This window comes from Pseudoalteromonas sp. R3, assembly GCF_004014715.1.
GTDB lineage: Bacteria > Pseudomonadota > Gammaproteobacteria > Enterobacterales > Alteromonadaceae > Pseudoalteromonas.
In genome coordinates, this window is record NZ_CP034835.1 from 2,953,084 (window position 1) to 2,973,323 (window position 20,240).

Genomic DNA, 20,240 nt, shown 5'->3' on the forward strand with positions numbered 1-20,240 from the left:
CCATTACAGGATAGTGATATCCCGAGAATTTATTATGGATACAAATAAAAATAAGTCTTCTTTTCATCAGCTTAAGCGACGTTATGCGGCCCTTATATCGGTACTAATTATTGGCGGTTCCGCATGTGCAGCCTTGCTGACTCTGGCAAGCCCGGCAAAGGACACTCAGCCACAGGATGTGCAACTCCCACTGATATCAAGTACTCCGCTGGTACCTATAGATCATCAGACAACACTATCCTTGTCTGGCATTTTAAAACCCGCTGAGCAAACTGATGTCGCTTTTGAGCTGTCAGGTAAAATTGCCTGGCTTAATGAAGCATTTATTGAGGGCGGCATTATTAACAAAGGCGATATACTGGCCAGACTGGATCCCTTTGACTATCGCACTCAGTTGCTGAACAAGCAGGCCGAACTGGCGCTGGCTCAGGCACATTTATCTGAGCAAATCGCCCTTGCTGATGTGGCCAAAAAAGAATGGGCGCACAGCCCCCATGTCACAGATCTGGCTCTGCGCAAACCTCAGGTCGCCAGTGCCAGAGCACAACTTAAGGCGGCCGAAGCGCAATTGGCACAAGCAGAAAAGGATCTCGCCCGCACTCAATACTATGCACCTTACGATGCACTGGTAACACAACGAGATACTGGCCTGGGTCAGGTTATCTCTGTGGGCCAGTCGCTTGGCCGACTGGTTAACCTGAGCTATGCAGAACTCCATGTGCCTGTTGCCCAGTTTGAGCGGCCTTTTCTGCCAGCATTGCCGGCACCAAACGTACAGATCACAGCCGAGAATGTGCACCGTAAAGGCACACTTGTCCGTCATACCGGTCAGCTCAGTGACACAACCAGAATGGCCTACTATGTGATCCGGATAGATGATCCGTATGCATTGCATAGCTCGCAGCCGGCTGTTCATTTCGGCCAGTTCTTACAGGCACAGGTTGCGGGGATCACCCTTAAGAATGCGCTGAGAGTGCCTCAAGAGTGGATTAAGAACGACACACTCTGGTTGACAAGTCCACAGCAAAGACTGGTGCAGTACTCTGCCAACATACTCCGCAGGGAACACAATTATGTTGTGATCAGCGCCCCGCCGCTGTTGGATCATCAGGTTGTCACGCATTTGCCTGATTACCCTCAAACAGGCATGCAGGTGCGTAACGATTTAACTCACACTCAGCTGGCAGTCAAAGGAGAAAAGCAATGACGCAGCGACACGGACTCATCAGCTATTTCGTCCATCATCCGGTGGCTGCTAACCTGCTGATGCTATTTATCGCCTGCATGGGGTTGCTCAGCTATCAGGGGCTTCAACGACAAACTTTCCCGGTGTCTGACAATAACAGGATAGTCGTAACGGCCACCCAGCTTGGCGCATCAGCCAGAGAAATCGAAGAAAACATCCTGCTGAAGATTGAACAGGCTTTAAAACCACAAGTAGGCATCAAACGCCTGACCAGCCAGGCCACACCATCACGCGGATTGGTCGATATTGAGCTGGAACACGGTCAGGATCTGCCTTACCGGCTGGATGAAATTAAAATGAAGCTGGATGCCATCGCGACTTTCCCCGCGACCATGGAACCACTGCGCATTACCGAGCGAGCACAGCGCCAGCGTGCCTTCAGTGTTGTGTTATCAGGCCCGGATAACCCGCTGGCGCTGAGAAAGTTAGGCAACGAATTAAAAGATGAATTGCTGCAACTCGATGGGATCTCTCATGTTGATCTGTCCGCCATTCCCGACTACGAAGTTGCCATCGAGCTTTCTCCCATTCGCCTGCAAGAGTACAAGCTTAGCCTGTCAGACATAGTCAGTGCAATCCAGGCCCATGCCGATAACCTCTCCGCAGGCCAGATTAAAACCGCCCGCGGTAATATCTATCTCAGACTTGAACAACGAGGCTATCAGGGTAGTGCCCTTGCCAATACGCCAATCATTACCGGACCTCTGGGTGAAACTGTGCAGCTCAGAGATATTGCCATCATCAAGGATGGTTTTCGCGAGACCCTGGACGCAGGCCGCTTTAACGGCAAACAGGCGGTTTATATCATGGTGCTGGCAGCAAAAGAGCAATCACTGACCGCGGTAGTTGCACAGGTAAAAGCCTATATCGAATACAAGCGCCAGACGTTGCCCGAGCACATTCATATCCACGAGTTTGTTGATGTAACCCATTATTTGCAGGGGCGCCTCAATATGATGCTGGAAAACCTCGCCCAGGGTGCCATTTTGGTGTTTATTGTACTGGCCGTGTTTCTGCGCACCCGCCTAGCGGTCTGGGTGATGGTCGGTTTACCGGTTTCTATGCTCGGCGCTTTTTGGTTAATGCCCCTATTTGGCATTACCATGAATCTGGTGTCATTATTTGCCTTTATTATGGTGCTCGGGATTGTGGTAGATGATGCCATTGTGATTGGCGAAAGCGTCTGTGAGCAGGTTGAGTCTAATGGACACACACCCGCTCAGGTGATCCGGGGGGCACAAAAAGTCGCGATGCCAGCCACCTTTGGTGTACTGACCACCATTGCCGTGTTTATGCCCTTTATGTTCAGCAGCGGACCCAACTCAGGGCAATTTATCGCCATCGCCGGGGTGTGTATCTTATGTTTGTTCTTCAGCCTGATTGAATCTAAACTGATTTTACCGGCACACTTGGCTGCAACCCGGTTGCCGCCTAAGCCAAAGGAGCACTGGCGTAACCGTTTCAATACCCGTCTTCAATACCTGCTACAGAGCTATTATGCACCACTACTAACTCGCTGTATTCACTATCGTTATGCAGTCATCGCCGGATTTATTTGCCTGCTGGTACTGGCCATCTGTCTGGTTTTAAGTGGCTTATTACGCTTTACCCCTGTGCCCAAAGTGCCGCATGACTACCCGTCAATCAATATTCAAATGCATCATACGGTCTCTGAAGCACAGACACTCAACGCCGTCGAACAAATAGAGAATCTGATCAATCGGGTTGAGCATGCAATCCAGACCGAAACCGGTAAACCCATGATGGATGTGATGTATACCCGCATCGATCACCTCACTGAGGCGGAAGTGGTTGTCCCATTGGTACCAGAAGCACAACGCCCCTTCGACACCTTCGAGCTGGCAAGGCGCTGGCGTGAACAGCTGCCTGATATACCTGGCGTTAAAAAGCTCACCATTGAATCAGATGTCATCGACATCGCCGAAAAGAGCGATCTTGAATACCGCCTGTTCGCCAAAGACGCAGAAACACTGTCACGGGCAAGTCGGGACTTTATTAATCAGCTCAACACAATTCGCGGCGTACACAGTGTCTACTCTACACTGGATAACGCCCAGACTGAGTACCAGATCCAGCTTAAACCACTGGCCTACCAGCTTAAGCTCAGTGCAAAGGAAGTGACTCGCCAGGTCGGTGCCCGCTTCTATGGTCTGGAAATACAGCGCATTATGCGCGAAGGTCAGGAAGTGGTATTTAAGGTCCGTGGCACCCTGTCAGACCGCCAGCAGCTGAGCGCGCTGGCACACACATTGATCACTCTGCCAAATGGTGAACAGGTGTTTTTTGGTGATGTTGCGCAAACCATTGCAATGCCGGGCTTTTCGAGTATCCAACGGGAGCAGGGCCACCAGGTCGCAACCATCAGTGCCAATATTGATACCCAATACACCACAGTTTCACGCGTGGCCAGTCACATCGACTCTCAGCTCCTGCCCGAGCTGACAAGCACTTACCAAGGGCTCACCACTCAACCGGGTGTGGCACTGGAAGCACAAAAACAAGAGCAAAGCCAGGTGATGGCGTTTGGTATCATAGGCTTATTAGTGGTTTATTGCTTACTGGCACTGCCAATGAAGAGCTATCTGCAACCGCTGATTGTGATGTCCGTGATCCCGTTTTCTGTGGTCGGGGCCCTGTGGGGGCATTATCTGCTGGGATACAGTCTGAGCATGATGTCAGTCTTTGGGATTGTTGCCGCAGCGGGGGTTGTGATCAACGACTCACTGGTCATGACCGATGTAATCAATCGTCAAAAAGCGACCGGGCAAGATTTAAAAGCTGCGGTAGTACAGGCAGGTATTGGACGCTTCAGAGCCATCTTGCTCACCTCACTGACCACCTTTTTAGGGCTGGTCCCCATCATGTTTGAATCAAGCCTGCAGGCTCAGTTTGTGATACCAACCGCCATTTCACTGAGCTTCTCTGTACTGTTTTCAACCGCGGTAACGCTGCTAATGGTACCATGCCTGTATGTGATGCTGGAGGATCTTAAACGGATAGCCACGTCATACAAGCCTGCTGTCAAAGCCCGTCAGCTTTAAATGTAAAAACCCGGCAGAGATACCGGGTTTTATTCGTCAGTGCTTCATGCTTACGTTTGCAAAAATTCAGATAAAAAAATGTGCCCAGGCAGGGAGCGCAAGGGCACATTAAACACTTCTAACAAGTCGAAGGGCAAAAGTTAGAACTGATAGGAAGTCGACAATAAGACCTTGCGCGGCTCCCCTGGCTGCACCCACATCTGAGAGTATGAATTGGTAAAGTGTTTGCGATCAAAGGCATTGTGCACCTGCGCCTTCACCGACCAGCGATCGCTAATGGCATATTCGGCAAACAAATTCACGGTTACGTATGAAGGCAGATAGAAATCGGTGCCGCGCTGGCCCAGCCGCTCATCGACGTACTGGGCACCAACCCCAGCTGACAGCGCATTGCCATACAGGGTGTATTGCTGGCTGAGCTGAATACTGGCAGCATTTTCTGGAATATTCAGCAGGTCGTCCCCTTTTTTAATGGCTACGCCCAGGCCAGTATCAATAGAATCTTTATCTACCTGCGCATCCAGATACGTGTATGAGAACTGAACCCGGATATCTGCCGGCAGCTGACCAACGACATCCAGCTCAATACCCTCACTCGTTGCTTCACCAATGGCGGCACTGAATCCGGGGTTAAGAATATCTGCAACTATGATATTGGTCTGCTCACTGTCAAAATAGGCTAACGTAATATCCAGATGATTGTCTAACAACGACCATTTACTGCCTAATTCAATTGATTCACTCTGGTTAGGATCAAAGCCATCGCCCTTATAATCGGTACCAAAGTTCAGGCGATAGCCCTCTCCATAGGTTGAGTATAATGACCAGTTTTCGCTAAGCTGATAGACCACACCCAATTGCGGACTAAAGTGCTGTTCAGACTGATCTGCACGCTTCATTGCGATTTTGTCGTCGGTGGTTTGCTTCAGCCAGTCAAAACGGCCACCAATACGGACCTGAAGCGCATCAGTCAGGGCGATTTGATCCTGAATATACAGACCCGTCGCCCACTGGTTTTGCTGGCGAATAATAACTGGATTCGGGGTGGGTGGCGTATGTTGACCATAGACTGGCTGATGAATATTAATGGCATAAAGCTGCGCATCGGTTGGGTTCGTGCTCAGCTTAGGTGCGCGGGCAACCCGGTAATCACGGTCAAATTCAAATCGGTCGTAATCCAAACCCATAATAATATGGTGCTTAATTGAGCCAGTCGTGATGTCGCCCGCCAGTTCAAAGCGTGCCACATACTGATCGGTATCATAAGCACGTTGTCTGTGCTGACGCGTCAGGGTCTGAAAGTCCAGGTAAAGTTTCTGCCTTGAAGGTGCAATATCGGCATCACTAGACAGACTGTCCAGCTCTGTTTGTCTGAAAGCCAGTGCTGAGCTTAACTGCCAGTCGCTGTTCACATCATATAACCATTGAACCTGATGACCATGGACCATAGTGGTCGTTGGGCCGTCCCCCGGCTCTCCCAGAAAACGCTCAATGGGCATAAAATCAAAGTTGCCACTCGGTGCGATGATACCACGGTCAAACGGGATCTCCTGCTCGGCATATTCAAAGTCATAGTGCCAGGTTGAATCGGCACTCTGGTCAAACACAAATGACGCCATCAGCCCGTGCTTTTGCGTTTCTATGGTGTCGCGAAAACTGTCTTCTTCCTGATAAAAACCAATAAAGCGGCCCGCAACTGAGTCCGACAGCACAGTGTTAATATCCCCCACGAGACGCCGATGCGCACGGCTGCCCGCCGTCAGTTCAAACTCGCTGGAAGACTGAAAGGTTGGCTTTTTAGTGACCAGATTGATTGAGCCACCCGGCTCTCCTCGGCCAAACAAGGCAGCTTTTGGTCCCTTTAACACCTCAACCCGTTCAATGCCCGACACATCCCGTGGACCAGAGAATCCACGACCTGCGTTAAAGCCATTCACCAGATATCCGCTGGGCACGTTCTCGTCCCCAAAAAATCCGCGAATAGCAAAACTATCCCACAGACCACCCAGGCTATTCTGCCGGCTAACCGATGCAGACATATCCAACACCTGAGTTAATCCTGTTACGCCAGTTTGTTCAATCAGTTCAGAATCAAACTCGAACAATGCTTCCGGTGATTGCAGATGAGTGAAATTACCGCGATAAGCCTGGCGCTCTCCCGTTACTTCAATTTTTTCAATGGCACTGTCGGCATGTGCAGCAAACACCGCAGCAAGAGACAAAGAGAGTACACTTAAACGACACGCAGAGTGTAAGGGTTTCATTATCAATCCTTCATTATGATATATTATAACAACTATACGCGTGGACTGTACCACGAATGTGGCCAGCTGTTAAGACATAAGCTATGAAGTTTTTCAGCCGTTCAGTACTTGGTTTTTTATTAAGAATATCGACACAGTTAAGGTTAAAATCGGGAGCCTCCCTGCTCCTCGAGTTTCTTCCCGTAATCAGGTTTAACCGGCTTTTTGCTCAGCCTCGTCAAAGCGCGCGACGCTGAACGGAGTCAGATCCAGCGAAGGGGTTTTGCCAGTTATCAGTTCAGTCATCAACTGACCCGTAATGGCTGATGTAAGAATTCCGGTGCGGAAGTGCCCACAGGCATTCAGGTATCCTTCAATTCCCTCAACCGGGCCCAGGATTGGCAACTCGTCCGGCGTGCCTGGTCGCAAACCAGCCCAGCAACGCTTTATGCTCGACTCTTTGAGAATTGGCAGGCATTTCATCGCGCCCTGTGACAACTCCTGGATCTTGTCCAGACTGTTAGTGGTATCAAAGCCCTTTTCTTCGGTGGATGAGCCAATCAGGATCTCGCCGTTGTCCTTTTGTGCTATGTAACAATCGCTGGTACTGATACAGCCATTCATGATCTTTGGCATCCGCTCTGAGAGCACAATTTGCCCTTTCACCGGATAAACCGGCATAGTGCGTCCTGTTGCTTGCTGATACAGTTCATTTGCCCATGCGCCGGAAGCATTGATCAGCGTATCGCAAAAGAACGCTTGATCACTGGTTTTCACCCCTTCCACTACATTGCCGTTGCGGATCACTGAGGTTACTTCGGTGTTCAGATACAAAGACACTCCATTCTGACGTGCCCCTTCCAGGTAGGCATCAACCAAACGATACGGGTTCACCTGGTGATCACAAATAAAGTCAATGGCACCAATGGCATCGCCCGTCACATAGGGTTCTTCCTTTTTGAGCTCTTCGGCATCCAGCCAGCGCACCTGATCGGCCAGATGTGGGATCCCCTCAGTGATCTGCTCAGCGTATAACCTGTCTTCTTCGTTATACATAATGAATTTCAGACCCGTGCGCTCAAATTTAAAGTCCACACCATGCTTTTCAAGCATTTCCTGATGTAAAGCCGGATACATATTGTTAGAGGTCAGGGCAAATTCAAAAAAGCAGTCTGGTAACTGGTGCGGGCGCATCACGGGCACTTCTTTACCCTGAGCTTCGCTGTGCAACTTGGACAAGGTCTTAAAAAAGATCACACCACAGCCCAAACCGACTGATTCGCCGATAGCCCACAAACCACCGGCAGAAGCCCGTGAGGCATTGCCTGGTTTCTTTAAATCAATTAGCGCGATTTTTAAATCTGTATCGCGACTCAAAAAGTATGCGCACGCTGCACCTACTGCGCCGCCACCGGCGATGACAACATCATATTTTTTCATTGTGTTCATTCCATTAAAGTAAAAGGGATAGGATCAAGAGGAAAACGGGGTTTGATCACACCGATGTTTTCCGTCAGACCTGCCTCGTGCAGGTAATCCAGCGCATATGAGCTGCAGGTTTTCCCCTGACAATCCCCCATGCCGATCCGGGTGCGCATCTTCAGGCTGGTGATGTCTTTCACACCCTGCGCAATGGCTTCGTCCAGCTGCTCACGGCGAACCTGTTCACAACGACACACCACAGTTTCAGGCGCTGCCAGCGACAATAAGCCTGGCTGCCTGTCCGAGAAGCGATCAAAGCCAAAGCGGAACTTTTTGATCCGGGCGAGCTTATTCTTTACTTTAGTTGCACGACTAAACAACTGAGACTCCGTAATTTTTCCGCATTGCCAGGCAAGACGCAGCGCTGCCAGCTGCCCCTCACAGATAGCCGCATCGGCGCCCAGCAGACCATTACTGTCACCCACCACAAACGCAGCATGATTCTGGCTCTGATGCCATTCATCAAGCGCAGGCACATAACCACTGACTTTAGTGTAGTTATGCTCGAGACCCAGTAACATGGCGAGTTGTGTGCGTGCTACAAAGCCGTAGCCAACCCCAATTGCATCCACTTCTACGTTAACTGCCAGGTCACGTTGAGGACGCCACTGGCTGTCATAAGGCGCAACCTGAATGCTCTTAAGCTGCTCATTACCCTGAGCGCTGACGATACCCCAGCCATATTTGAAAGGAATCTTGTGCTTTTTGAGGTAACTCATCATGCTCATGCCTGAGAGCGTTAGCTTAGGTTTATTAAGTAGCGCAACGGCTTCTTTTGCCAGTTTGGCAAACGGGCTGGCTTCATAGACACCCACTACATCAACACCCGCTTTATGCAGCTGACAGGCAACCAGAGGTAATAAAGGCCCGGTACCCACCAGCGCCATGCGCTGCCCCGGCCTGACCAGACCACTTTTTAGTTGCAGCTGGACACCACCAAGCAGCATAACACCCGGTAATTGCCAGCCGGGAAACGGTACACTGCGCTCGTGGCAGCCCGTTGCCAGGATCAGGTGCCCATAAGGCTGACGGCTCAGGCCTGAGTTATCGCTCAGCAACAGCTGATTACTGCCTTCCGGACCCAGTACCCGTGTTTGTGTTTTAACTTCGATAGAGTCACTGTGCGCCTGATACCGAGTTTGCAGTGCCGTCATGGCGCGCTTTAAATTATCATCCAGGTGTGGCAATGAATCGGTCTGGCGCAACGGGCCACGATAGATCACCCCTCCCAGTTTTGGGGCCTCATCGATGATCACTGACTTTAAACCATGACGTGCTAATTCTGCCGCCGCAGCGGTACCAGCCGGGCCGCCTCCCACGATCACAACCTGGTCATGTGTCTGACTAGTCATGTTTGATCCCCTCTTCCTTGAAACGATTCGTCAGGGTTTCGACCGACATGCGCGGCTCTACTAATGTCTGACAGGCCCGCTGTTTGTGCTTTGCATTGATTTTTACCTGACAACAATGACATACACCCATGCCACAATAGGCACCTGAGGCTACTTTGCGATCATTTTCCATCACTCTGGCATAGTTTGCCGCGAGTAACACAGACAATACAGTCTCGCCTTCACAGGCTTCAACAGGTTGATCGTCGACGGTAATTTTGAAATTGCGCGAAGGCAGAGGCGTAATGTCTCTGGTACGCTTAAGTGATTTCATAGCTTGTCTCTCTCGTGTAGTGATACATCATCAACCGCAAAACCAGTACGATTGATAAACAGGACAGGCGGAGAGCCACTGACGCTGAGGGTAACTTAAAATGATAATTAAAAGTTAACTGCTTAAAAGTGTGTAACCGTTTTTCCGGTTCCTTTCGCTCGTCTATGCCCTACTTTAGGCACATTTAGCTCATCTCCTGTGAACGGGAGAAGATTAACTCGGAATAAACAATTACTCCATATTTATTTACATTGAATAAACAAAACTTGATCTGGATCTGGGCATGTCGGTTTTTAAAGCACATGCCGTTATGTGTACCCGTACTTTAGCACTAGCCAACCTGGTGAGACTCAGACCAGGCGCGTAGTTGCTCCAGAATATGCAATGCCGAGCGACCAAACTCAGTCAGCTCATAGGTTACTGCGACGGGTCGTTCATTCACAACGGTACGCAGCACCATGCCCTGAGCCTCCAGCTCCTTCAGGCGTTGATCGATCATTTTTTTGCTGGCTCCTCCAAGCATTCTGGCCAGATCGTTAAACCGTACCGGCTCATCTTTGAGATGATAGATAATGGAGCCCGTCCACTTTCCACCTATCAGGCGCATCCCCTTCTCAATAGCACAAGGTTCCTTGCACGCATTTAAAACTTTTTTTCTTCCCTTACTATCTGTTTTAACAACACTTTCCACAGTATTCGCTCCAAATTCAGGGTGGTTACTAAAAGTAAACTAATTGAATAAATATTACAGGTTACTATTATAAACCAGGTTAGTAATTAAGCCTACCGGAGAATTAACATGAACAAAGCCCTGATCATTAACGCCCATCAGTATTACCCGTTTTCTGAAGGAAAGCTCAACGCAACCCTGGTAGACAAAATGGTGTCTCATCTCAATACTAAAGGATTTGAGACCCGGGTTGTGACTATGGATGAGCCGCTGGACATTGAACAACAACTAGAGCTGCATCGCTGGGCGGACGTGGTACTTCTTCAGTCCCCCATCAACTGGATGGGCCTGCCCTGGTCATTTAAAAAGTACATGGACGAGGTGTACACCGCAGGCATGGGCGGCGCTTTGTGTAATGGCGATGGCCGCTCGGCAGACAACCCCAAAGCCAATTACGGCCGTGGCGGAACGCTCACTAACACACGTTATATGCTGTCAGTGACCTTTAACGCCCCGGCGGAGTCGTTTAATGACGAGCACGAGTTTTTTGAAGGCAAAAGTGTAGATGACTTGCTATTTCCGACCCATATGAACTTTAAGTTCTTTGGCATGCAGTCTATACCTACGTTTAGCTGTTTTGATGTGATGAAAAACGCAGACATTGAGCGCGACCTTGCTCGCTTTGAGACCCATTTAAATACCTACTTTTAAGGAACAGCCATGAGCCAAGCGTACCAGTACACTCAAAAGCTTCACCCCGGAAGCCCATTTCCGGATATTAAGATTACCCTGGCCGACGGCAGTACCCGCGCTCTGGCACAGGCCAATGATGACGACCGCTGGCAGCTGGTGCTGGTTTACCGTGGCCGCCATTGTCCTTTGTGTACTCGCTATCTCAATGAACTTGAGCAATTCAAAGACAAGCTCGCCGACATCAAAGTAGACATTGTTGCAGTCTCGGGCGACAGCCTGGCGCAACTACAAAGCCATAGTGAACAGCTCAAAGTGTCTTTTGAACTGGGCTATGGCCTGAGCCTTGAACAAATGAAAACACTGGGCCTGTTTATCTCTGATCCGCGCTCCGCACAGGAAACAGACCACCCATTTGCCGAACCCGGACTCTTTGTAGTTAATCAACAGGGAAACATTCAGGTGACGGATATCTCGAACAACCCGTTTGTTCGTCCGGACCTGACTTCTCTTGTGAATGGGCTGGCCTGGATCCGCGACCCGGATAACCACTACCCTATTCGCGGTATGCACCGCTAAGCCGAATTGCACAGGAGAAAAACCATGTTTACCTATTATGAGCCCGATACAGCACCAGAAGAATCAAAGCCGCTGATGGAACAATCGCTGGCCAGCTTTGGCATGCTGCCCAATCTACACAAAGTACTGGCTGAATCGGCTGTAACCTACAAAGCGTATAACGACACCTTTAACGCTTTTATGCAAGACAGCAGCTTGTCGGCGGTTGAACAACAGGTGGTTTTTATGACTGCCAATTATCAAAACAACTGCCACTACTGTGTACCGGGGCACACCTGGATGATGAAATCGGCCGGTATGCCCGAGGCGCTGATCACCGCACTGCGCGAAGGCACATCGCTGCCCGACAGCAAGCTTCAGGCACTACAGGACTTTGTAAAAGCTTTGCTGGCCAAACAAGGCCACATTGGCGACGACGCACTGAATGCTTTTCTCGCTGCCGGTTACAATAAGCAGCAAGCGCTGGAAGTATTGACCGGTCTGGCCGCAAAGCTTATCTCCAATTTTACCAATGCCCTGGCCAAAACCGAGCTGGACTCGCCCATGCAGCCCTACCAATGGACGCACCCGGATCTACGTTAATCACCAGCGCTAGTTTGCAAAATAAACCAACAGTGTGAATGCATTGCCAGAGCTGCGCGACAAGAGTACACAGCACAGGCCGCTGAGCGGCGGCCTGACCCATAACAACACTCTGCTGAAAAGAAGTGACGGAAGCCTTTGGGTATGTAAACGCTCACTTGGTCGAAACCAATCGGGGCTGGAAACGGAGGCCCTCGTATCCACCTTGCTGACACCTACCCGCTTTGTGCTACCGGTTGAATTCCATCAAAGTGAAACTGGCCCGCAGAGTCTATTACGGCCTTATATTGAAGGAACAAGCATGACTGACTGGGCGGCATTAGATATCGAACAGGTGATCATCCTGCTTAAACAAGTCCACCAGATAACTCATGCGCGTCACGGCAAAGTCAGTGCACCAACTGGCCTCACCCTGAACCCGGCAAAACACCTCACCGCTATCTGGCGATACTTTCATAGTCGGACCGCAGAGCATGCCAAGCTGACCAAACTCTACGACTCTCTGTATCCGATATTGCAGGCACACCAGTCCCTCTTTGACAGTCTCAGCTCCTTTGTGCTCAATCACGGCGACTTTCACCCCGGCAATCTCATTGTTACGCCTGCACAGCAACTCATCCCCATTGACTGGGAGCGCGCACATTTTGGCGACCCCGCATTCGATCTGGCCCTGCTCAACTGGCACGGCAACGGCCCCATCGTTGACTCAGCCTTGCAAACCCGCGCCATTGCGCTTTACACTCAGTGTCCGGCAGAACGAACGCTACTGGAAAAACGCGTGATCTGCTGGAGCTTACTGCGCCTGTTTAATGATTATTTGTATCTGACACACAACAAATTGACAGTGGAGAAAGTGTCGCGGTTTGAGGAGGAGCTCAAGCTATACTTAGCAGTGCTAAACTGAGCGATTTTTGTTATTACGCTTCTTTTCAGTGTTCGTCTTTAGGTTCCAAAAAACGCTTTTTATACCTATACTTGAGTTCTTCCATTCCCTTGGATATCAACTTACCGTTTTGAAAGTTAAATACGAATACGTCTTGGTCATACCCTATTTGAACGCCATTTTCATAACGATAACTTTCCTCACCTACCATAAGAGTGATCTTGCCTGTAAACCAATCTGCATGTATTGGGTATTCTTGAGTACCGAAAAAGTCTCCTGAACTCACGGGGTTAAATTTTCTCTCGCAAGGATTTTTTTGCATAGAGTTGAGCATGAGTTTTCCATCGAGAAGTTGCCAACGAGCTTTGTAACCCCGCCAACTTGCAGTACAGAAATCGGGCCCCAATATTAATCTAATAGTTTCATTATCAAATTTTTGGCTTAGAGGCCTTTCAGCTATAGGATAAGTTTTTCCTTTAAAACCAATCGTAAATATGTCATCAATTTGCTCAGTTGCAAAGGAATGAAAGTTGAGTGTGGTCAGGGTAGAAAAAAGAAATAATCTAATCATCTATAAATTTTCCTTAGACCAGGTGCTTGCTCGGCCTTACTTACACCATAAACCCAGTTCGCATTCTTTTGACACACAAACAGGCATAATAACCCTTACCACTCTATCATTTACTTTATAAAGTATACCACCAGTAATTTTGCTTAAAAATTTATCGACCTGGACCGTAACTGTCACAGTATTTCCCGATATCAAAAGTAAGTATTCGAATGATTCAGGCTTCACTTCAAACTTACTTGAACAACCCTGATTCTCAACACACTTAAACTCGGCAATAGATCTTCCCTTAAAATCCTTATAGGCCTCTAAAATCATCTCTTGAGAAGTTTAATCAGCATAACATATGAAAGACAAAAACTATGAACATCGACGTGAATGGTTTGAAGAGAAGCTTCTGCTGCTGACCACCACTTTCTGCATTGATATTTGCACTTGCGCTATGAGGATTAACCATACTCACATCGTTCTGTATGTGAACGATAAAAAAGCCTATCGATTGTCAGACAAAGCCGTCGTCATTCGCTGACATAAGCTATTTAAGGGATACTGGCTGACGCACAAATTCATCGAAGGTAACGAGCTTAATCCGTCAGAGCGTATTGCGCTTGAAAATATCATCGAGAAATATAGGGAGAGACTTGCGAGCATCCGCTGGTTGAGCTAACAGACCGATGCAATGGTGCAGACAAGCTAGGCCACATCTGCGATACCCTGCCTACCCTCGCCAAATTTCGAACAGAGCCTGAAAACTGGCTAAAACTCACCACGCAATTTGCCAAAATTTGCCATGGTGCAGTCGGCAAACTAAAAGCTATAACCGAATACTGTGAGCAACTACAAAAAAAGCGCTGGGCTATACGCGAATACGTGCGCTTTATACACTAACTTGGGAGGCCTCTATTATGAGGTGTTCTCCCTGTACCAGGATGACAGCAAAGACTATCATTAAATTTTACCATTCACCGCTGAAAGTAACTTTTGACCCGTTGACTGTTTTATCGGTTACGGCAATATTATATGAGCTACCCATAGCAATATTGGTTAACATCGCTGACCATGCTGCCTTCCCTTCATCAGTTGACAAATCCAGATAATAAGCATAACAGCAACCAATCCAGCTGTTATCGAATTCATTAACGTTTCTGAACCACACTTTATTATCTTTTATCTGATACTTTAGTTTACTCATATCATTAATTGTCACCCAGTCAGATGCTAGACCAGATAGAGGGAAAGAGCTTAGTAAAGCAATAGATAAGACTTTTTTTAGATTCATTATAACACCCTTAAATTCAACAACACATTCACATTAACGCAGTTACAAGCAAGTCAAAAAGACCGCATTAAGCTAATTTCATAAAGCACTTATTACGATAAAAAAATCCGCTACCATTATACTCGTTACTCAAGCCCAAGCAAGACTGTTGAAGCCCAGCCTTTTTTATAATGAAAATTGGATGCGCGTAGAAAGCGGGAAACTTGATATCCTAATTCGCTATCATTTTTTAAACCCAAATAAAAACAGCGACTAAATTTAAGATTTAACAAACCATAATGAGTATATAACTGGTCAAATTCTTCTAGTCGTCCAAAAACTGTGATGTTCCCTTGTGGGTACAAAAAATGAACATTTTCGGTAAATTGCCAGGGCATCTAATTTCGGTTTTAGCATCTTCAGTAAACTTTTGACGAGCAAGCTAATGCATTAATAAACGGTCACTTAAGCTGGACCAGTTCTGATCCGATGTGCATGGAGCCACTTGATAAAGTTGCTATGTTCAATTTGCAACGATATCTTGCTGCTGCCCTAGTCATACTTTTTAGCAATATTTAGCAGCAGCGGCAGTGCGGGTTCTACCATATTATGCCCATAGCCATCTAGCTCAAGAATTTGAGTCGCTTTGTGACCGTTTACTTTCATCATTCGTGCAAAGTAAGCGTTCTCTTCGTAGCGACCAAGCAGTTCGAGTTCTCTGTCACCGGTAATCAATGTGATAGGAGGCGCATCTTTGCGCACGTGGTAGAGCGGTGCGAGCGCATCTATTATGGGTTGCTCACCTTTGATGCCGCGCTCATTCCGCACTGTAAAGTGAGTTATCGTGTGGCCGCTAAATGGAACCAGCTCAGCAAGTCTGTTTGCATTAATATTATGCTTTGCCAGCCACTGAATATCCATCCCTACCATGAGCGCGAGGTATCCACCTGCGGAATGACCGGATAAAATAATTTTATTCGGATCACCGCCGTAATTTTCAATATTATTGAATACCCAGGCCACAGCATTCGCAGCATCTTCAATGTAACTTGGCGCTTTCACTTTTGGGTAAAGACGATAATTGGGTGAAACAACACACACACCTTGATTTAACAATCTTGGAGGCAGCACTTTTTCACCTGATCTTAAGCCCCCACCGTGGAACCAGATAATAACGGGCCGGTTTTTTTTATCTATTGGACAATAAATATCAAGCGCACCACGTTCGATTAAGTAAGCACTGGTTTCATTTTGATTCACGTAAGGAATATTGAACCACTCTTTTGAACATGCAGAACTGATCATCACTAGAGTCGTAAGTAACAGGAGAAGATTTATTTTCATTTATTATTCCAGATAGTAAAAAAGTTTAGTTGTTACTATGGCGCTTTAGCATACATGCTTGACCTGTGTCGCTAGCCTCAAACCGCACACAACCGGTAGGTTATGCTTTGTCGAGTGGCTTTTACCTTGGACCATTTGTGATTCAATACAATATAGCGTGGTTCCCGGCTCGCAAGCGTCCGGGATGACAACAGACGCCGCTGGCCTGATAAAGTGCATCTAATTCTGATGCCAGGAGTCCGCCAAATAATGATCTCTCAGGTAGGATTAAGTAAATTTGCCCCACTCAGGTTTGGGTTAATTGAGCCGTAATGTTCAAGCATATAGTCGTCGATGTGCTCCCCCTCAATATCGATATTTCTGTTCATTACCAATGTAAACTTCCAAGCTTTTATACCAACCTGAGAATGCATGTTACAGCGCAATTTTACACACTTCGGATTTTTTGTGAACGTTCTTTGTTAGTCTGTGGTTACAAGCTTGTACTAAATTGCTTTCAGCTGTTGGTGAGTTACTAAAGCTGCGATTAATCAAGCTAAACAACTTTAATGACTTATCCGCCAGGCCAGACCAAAGTAGTTCATATGCCATCGAGGTCATGCTACTTTCATCTAAGTCATATTTATCATTTTCTATTTCACTCAATACTTGCTCAAAAGTGCCAGTGCGAACACCATTTGTTAGGGCAAGAGACACGTCCCGTGTCCGGTTTGGAATGTCTTGATTATACAAGGCAGCAGCAATATCCATTACCAACTGCTTTTTGAGAAAGTAACTGGTACCAATATTGCTCAATAAGATTATACTCTTTTGCTCGTCAATAAAACGCACCATCATAGAGCTAAACCCGTCAATTTTTCCGTCATACATGTGGACTCTGGGTTGAATTTCATGGCCGATAGGCAGAACTCCAACACGCCAGCTAAAAGGCCTGTCAGGGTTAAATAAGTCCTTTTTACTTTCATTGCTTATGAGTTTCTCACCGTATAGTGCCGATTCAAAGCGATAAAGATTTTCTGCATTGCTATAAATCGCGGCGCCGGCACCAAACAGTTTCATGTTTTTTTCTGCGAGCAACTGATAACCCCCACCAGCGCTCAATTGGTACGCTTTTACAATTTTAGTATCTTGCTGTCCTGCGAGTGAAACTCCAGAGTTACTCATGTTTAAAGGTTCAAATACAGCCTTATTTGCACTTGATGAAAAAGACTCTCCAGTCACCTTCTCAATGATTTTCCCTAGTAAAAAGTACCCAGGGTTAGAATAGAGATACTCTTCGCCTGGCTCAGAATTAAGAGGTAACTTAGCAATGGTCTCAATAAACGCCTGTTCCGAAGTATAGGTGTGAAAATCCTTGCTAAACCATCCATCAATGATGAAGTGGTTTGGTATGCCTGAAGTATGACTAAGTAGATGACGTATAGTTATTTTCTTGCCTTTCCCATTGTTAAACTCAGGAAAGTAGCGAGCTAAAGTATCGTCCAGTTTCAGTTTCCCCTGCTCTCTAAGTATGAGCACTATAGTTGCTGTAATAGGTTTACTCAGCGAGGCAATTTGAAAAGAGCTGTTTTTTGTAATCGGTATACGATCTGCAAGATTTGCAAAGCCGTATGTGTTTTCAAATATTTTTTTGTTTGAATCAGAGACCAGTATCGACCCTTCAAAAACACCATTTGAAACATAATTACTGACTATCTGCTCAATGCTTTTGCTGATACTTATGCGCTCCTGCTGCTCCGAGACCGATATACCTTGTTTAGCACTTGTCCCAAACGACAACCAAGCACTTATAAGCAAAATCAATGTTCTGTTCAATCTAAACTCTCCTGGATGCTTTGACACACACTGTAAACGGGCACTAAACTACCTTTGTCTCTAACAGGACTGCAAGGTGCTGTTACCTGCACGTCAGAACCCTAAATTGGCAAAAAGCACTCACATAGCTGACAATTAATTGTAATGACCCTTTATATTGAGTAATGACCTTTGGGCTTGCTAATCAATCGAAAAGCAAAAAATCTCACTGGTTTACTTATCAACTACGTAGTTTTTTGTACTGACCTAACAAAATAATCCCAGCCCAAACTAAGGAAACAAAAGATAAGGCGTAGAGAACAGTAAAAAAGCCAAAGAAACCACCTGTTGTTAAAGCAGTTAGGCCAACAAAAAAAGACGTAAGTGTCACTTTAGTGACATTCGGAAATTTCACGATAGATATCGCACCACACGCTAGAGCCCCCAATCCAATTAGCGCCAATGTACTCATCAATAAGGCCCTCACATCTTCCAGAGCTGAATGGCCAAACACCATGAGCCCTAAGAGGCACAACCCACCCCAGCCAATAACCGACGGAATAATTAAAACACTGAGAAGTAGCTTGATTTTACAGATTTCTTTAGGAGTCAACATAGTCCCTTATATACAACGAAAAGTTGAAAACCAGCGAGCTGGAATATTTAAACATAAACAAAGCACGCTATTCCCTATCAATTTACTGGTTCCTATCTTTGGAGCTACATTTACCACACAGTTTATAATACGCAAACCAGCCCAATACAATCAGAATGAAAATAACTAACAACCAGGAGATAGCTGTTGCTTCTATTTGAAACTGAAAAGGTGAAGCAAAACCATTGAATTCCTTTTGTGCAAATGAGCAAGAGCCCGACCCGAGCCGATTCTGGGTGAGAGTCCCACCGCACAAGGTCACAGTTAGCGAGCTTACAATAGTCAATGTAAATATTATAGCCATGCACACCATGGCTTTAGCTTTGCTTTTGATATCCCACCCTACATAAGACAAATTTCACTTATGCTCTATCACTTATGGCTACCATTATGAATTCTCTCCGATGCTTTGTTAGAAATTTCACTCCATATGTCGTTAAGGAGCAAGGTGAGCACCTTCAGTGTGGCTTTTTTATGACGTGCGATAGACATGCGGACAGCCTCATCCGTATCAACTGCTAGCTTAAGCATAAGCGGCTCTTCGAGCTTATTTTTGCGCGCAACCATGATGCGTCCCCGATTGTCAGGATGATCGGTAAGCGATTCAAGTAGCTCGTAGGGCACTGTTTTATTTTGTGCCACCCAAACGGCCATATCTGGATAGTTTTCAATAACTTTATTCCATACTTCGAGCGAGGCCTCATCATGTGCCGCACGAGTATATTATTCTTGGTTCTCACTCAATCTAAGTCTGACAAACTCTTCCGCACTTTCAATCATGATTGCCCTCTAAAGCCAAGCTCTACTAACTTCCAAGTATTTATATTTAGCATCAAGGTGATAGATACAGGCGATTTCAACTTGGAAATGCATCAACTTTTAGGCAGCTTGCTATGTATTTTATCTTCGACTCTTAATATGAGTAAGAACGGCACTACGATATAACGCTTGTGCCTACAGGCTTTATATTTAAAAGCGTTGCATATAGACGTACGCTGTATTTTGATACTTATGAGCCCGGAGGGCCACTGTGAGTGCCGCCAATAACCATTTCACCCACTTTACATGTGTCGTCTGTCAGATAAAGAGATACCTTTTTACCTGACATGTAAGCTGCCAGCAGATTAGCATGCATAGCGTTTAAAGCTGGGTGATCGGGATAAACTGACGCGTATTTAGGTCCATATCCGCTTTGAGAAGTACATCCACTTAACTCAGGAGAAAGGCGGACATTTATACCGCCATTGACAACACTGACAACCTTTATAACTTCTGACGCAACTGTCCACCCTGAATTACCAGCATGTGAAGAAAAGGTAATTGTCAAAAGGGCACATGATATAATGCCGTTTAAGTATTTTTTCATCTATAACTCCAATATTGAACTGAGAGGTCACGCTTTTTTATTCACACAGAATTCGCATGCATATTCAATTGTTGAATTTGATCGCCTGCACAGAGTATCCGACTAGTGTAGTTTGCGCTCAGGGAGGTTGCTTTTTGATAAGTGACTTTGTTT

General features: G+C 46.8%; 18 protein-coding genes and 1 pseudogene. 7 read left to right on the top strand and 12 right to left on the bottom strand.

Going from position 1 to position 20,240, the window contains the following annotated elements; translation table 11 throughout:
- Positions 1 to 34: 34 nt before the first annotated feature.
- Both ELR70_RS17975 and ELR70_RS17980 read left to right on the top strand, forming a co-directional pair.
- Positions 35 to 1,207 carry an efflux RND transporter periplasmic adaptor subunit gene (locus ELR70_RS17975; protein ID WP_054015753.1) on the top strand — a complete coding sequence of 391 codons (1,173 nt, stop codon included), beginning with the start codon at positions 35 to 37 and terminating at the stop codon, positions 1,205 to 1,207.
- On the top strand, positions 1,204 to 4,308 hold the full coding sequence (locus ELR70_RS17980; RefSeq protein WP_054015752.1) for an efflux RND transporter permease subunit: 3,105 nt from the start codon (positions 1,204 to 1,206) through the stop codon (positions 4,306 to 4,308). Before ELR70_RS17975 ends, ELR70_RS17980 begins: the two co-directional genes overlap by 4 nt.
- A 140-nt stretch (positions 4,309 to 4,448) precedes the next feature.
- Here the strand turns inward: ELR70_RS17980 and ELR70_RS17985 are convergent, their stop codons facing one another.
- The 5 genes from ELR70_RS17985 to ELR70_RS18005 form a co-directional block, all read right to left on the bottom strand.
- Complete coding sequence (locus ELR70_RS17985) at positions 4,449 to 6,572, bottom strand: TonB-dependent receptor (protein WP_054015751.1); 2,124 nt, start codon at positions 6,570 to 6,572, stop codon at positions 4,449 to 4,451.
- A 192-nt stretch (positions 6,573 to 6,764) separates the two neighbouring features.
- Positions 6,765 to 7,991, bottom strand: coding sequence for an FAD-dependent oxidoreductase (locus ELR70_RS17990; RefSeq protein WP_054015750.1), 1,227 nt, complete (start codon positions 7,989 to 7,991; stop codon positions 6,765 to 6,767).
- Positions 7,992 to 7,996: 5 nt separating this feature from the next.
- Positions 7,997 to 9,385, bottom strand: coding sequence for an NAD(P)/FAD-dependent oxidoreductase (locus ELR70_RS17995; RefSeq protein WP_054015749.1), 1,389 nt, complete (start codon positions 9,383 to 9,385; stop codon positions 7,997 to 7,999).
- On the bottom strand, positions 9,378 to 9,698 hold the full coding sequence (locus ELR70_RS18000; protein WP_054015748.1) for a 2Fe-2S iron-sulfur cluster-binding protein: 321 nt from the start codon (positions 9,696 to 9,698) through the stop codon (positions 9,378 to 9,380). The genes ELR70_RS17995 and ELR70_RS18000 overlap by 8 nt, the downstream gene beginning before the upstream one ends.
- Positions 9,699 to 10,029: 331 nt before the next feature.
- Positions 10,030 to 10,389 carry a helix-turn-helix domain-containing protein gene (locus ELR70_RS18005; protein ID WP_054015747.1) on the bottom strand — a complete coding sequence of 120 codons (360 nt, stop codon included), beginning with the start codon at positions 10,387 to 10,389 and terminating at the stop codon, positions 10,030 to 10,032.
- A 108-nt stretch (positions 10,390 to 10,497) separates the two neighbouring features.
- Here ELR70_RS18005 and ELR70_RS18010 point away from each other — a divergent pair, with 108 nt between their 5' ends.
- Genes ELR70_RS18010 through ELR70_RS18025 form a run of 4 tightly spaced genes read left to right on the top strand, consistent with a single transcriptional unit; the run spans position 10,498 to position 13,123 of the window.
- Positions 10,498 to 11,079: an NAD(P)H-dependent oxidoreductase gene (locus ELR70_RS18010; protein WP_054015746.1), complete on the top strand. Its 582-nt coding sequence runs from the start codon at positions 10,498 to 10,500 to the stop codon at positions 11,077 to 11,079.
- A gap of 9 nt (positions 11,080 to 11,088) precedes the next feature.
- Entirely contained in the window at positions 11,089 to 11,637 is a 549-nt protein-coding gene (locus tag ELR70_RS18015; protein WP_054015745.1) for a redoxin domain-containing protein, read from the top strand.
- Between the two features lie 24 nt (positions 11,638 to 11,661).
- Positions 11,662 to 12,219: a carboxymuconolactone decarboxylase family protein gene (locus tag ELR70_RS18020; RefSeq protein ID WP_054015744.1), complete on the top strand. Its 558-nt coding sequence runs from the start codon at positions 11,662 to 11,664 to the stop codon at positions 12,217 to 12,219.
- Between the two features lie 34 nt (positions 12,220 to 12,253).
- Positions 12,254 to 13,123, top strand: coding sequence for an aminoglycoside phosphotransferase family protein (locus ELR70_RS18025; protein ID WP_054015743.1), 870 nt, complete (start codon positions 12,254 to 12,256; stop codon positions 13,121 to 13,123).
- Positions 13,124 to 13,148: 25 nt separating this feature from the next.
- On the opposite strand, the gene ELR70_RS18030 is transcribed toward ELR70_RS18025, so the two are convergent.
- Entirely contained in the window at positions 13,149 to 13,673 is a 525-nt protein-coding gene (locus ELR70_RS18030; protein WP_054015742.1) for a hypothetical protein, read from the bottom strand.
- Positions 13,674 to 14,016: 343 nt separating this feature from the next.
- Here ELR70_RS18030 and ELR70_RS18035 point away from each other — a divergent pair.
- Positions 14,017 to 14,558, top strand: a pseudogene (locus ELR70_RS18035) (hypothetical protein).
- Positions 14,559 to 14,625: 67 nt separating this feature from the next.
- Here ELR70_RS18035 and ELR70_RS18040 read toward each other — a convergent pair.
- From ELR70_RS18040 to ELR70_RS18065, 6 genes are all read right to left on the bottom strand, one after another.
- Positions 14,626 to 14,949, bottom strand: a complete 324-nt coding sequence (locus ELR70_RS18040) for a hypothetical protein (protein ID WP_054015739.1) — start codon at positions 14,947 to 14,949, stop codon at positions 14,626 to 14,628.
- A gap of 531 nt (positions 14,950 to 15,480) precedes the next feature.
- Positions 15,481 to 16,272 (bottom strand): alpha/beta hydrolase, encoded by a 792-nt coding sequence (locus ELR70_RS18045; protein ID WP_054015737.1) that lies wholly within the window; start codon positions 16,270 to 16,272, stop codon positions 15,481 to 15,483.
- A 414-nt stretch (positions 16,273 to 16,686) separates the two neighbouring features.
- A complete protein-coding gene (locus tag ELR70_RS18050) occupies positions 16,687 to 18,087 on the bottom strand; it encodes a serine hydrolase domain-containing protein (RefSeq protein ID WP_054015736.1) in 1,401 nt (466 codons plus the stop codon).
- Positions 18,088 to 18,307: 220 nt separating this feature from the next.
- Entirely contained in the window at positions 18,308 to 18,682 is a 375-nt protein-coding gene (locus ELR70_RS18055) for a hypothetical protein (RefSeq protein WP_054015735.1), read from the bottom strand.
- A gap of 411 nt (positions 18,683 to 19,093) precedes the next feature.
- Entirely contained in the window at positions 19,094 to 19,363 is a 270-nt protein-coding gene (locus ELR70_RS18060) for a HEAT repeat domain-containing protein (protein WP_235577104.1), read from the bottom strand.
- Between the two features lie 367 nt (positions 19,364 to 19,730).
- A complete protein-coding gene (locus ELR70_RS18065; protein ID WP_054015733.1) occupies positions 19,731 to 20,087 on the bottom strand; it encodes a hypothetical protein in 357 nt (118 codons plus the stop codon).
- Positions 20,088 to 20,240 lie beyond the last annotated feature (153 nt).

Excerpts from the sequence above, each read along its gene's own strand:
- ELR70_RS17975 (WP_054015753.1), top strand. The coding sequence starts at position 35 with ATGGATACAAATAAAAATAAGTCTTCTTTTCATCAGCTTAAGCGACGT.
- ELR70_RS17980 (WP_054015752.1), top strand. The coding sequence starts at position 1,204 with ATGACGCAGCGACACGGACTCATCAGCTATTTCGTCCATCATCCGGTG.
- ELR70_RS17985 (WP_054015751.1), bottom strand. The coding sequence starts at position 6,572 with ATGAAACCCTTACACTCTGCGTGTCGTTTAAGTGTACTCTCTTTGTCT.
- ELR70_RS17990 (WP_054015750.1), bottom strand. The coding sequence starts at position 7,991 with ATGAAAAAATATGATGTTGTCATCGCCGGTGGCGGCGCAGTAGGTGCA.
- ELR70_RS17995 (WP_054015749.1), bottom strand. The coding sequence starts at position 9,385 with ATGACTAGTCAGACACATGACCAGGTTGTGATCGTGGGAGGCGGCCCG.
- ELR70_RS18000 (WP_054015748.1), bottom strand. The coding sequence starts at position 9,698 with ATGAAATCACTTAAGCGTACCAGAGACATTACGCCTCTGCCTTCGCGC.
- ELR70_RS18010 (WP_054015746.1), top strand. The coding sequence starts at position 10,498 with ATGAACAAAGCCCTGATCATTAACGCCCATCAGTATTACCCGTTTTCT.
- ELR70_RS18015 (WP_054015745.1), top strand. The coding sequence starts at position 11,089 with ATGAGCCAAGCGTACCAGTACACTCAAAAGCTTCACCCCGGAAGCCCA.
- ELR70_RS18020 (WP_054015744.1), top strand. The coding sequence starts at position 11,662 with ATGTTTACCTATTATGAGCCCGATACAGCACCAGAAGAATCAAAGCCG.
- ELR70_RS18030 (WP_054015742.1), bottom strand. The coding sequence starts at position 13,673 with ATGATTAGATTATTTCTTTTTTCTACCCTGACCACACTCAACTTTCAT.
- ELR70_RS18040 (WP_054015739.1), bottom strand. The coding sequence starts at position 14,949 with ATGAATCTAAAAAAAGTCTTATCTATTGCTTTACTAAGCTCTTTCCCT.
- ELR70_RS18045 (WP_054015737.1), bottom strand. The coding sequence starts at position 16,272 with ATGAAAATAAATCTTCTCCTGTTACTTACGACTCTAGTGATGATCAGT.
- ELR70_RS18055 (WP_054015735.1), bottom strand. The coding sequence starts at position 18,682 with ATGTTGACTCCTAAAGAAATCTGTAAAATCAAGCTACTTCTCAGTGTT.
- ELR70_RS18065 (WP_054015733.1), bottom strand. The coding sequence starts at position 20,087 with ATGAAAAAATACTTAAACGGCATTATATCATGTGCCCTTTTGACAATT.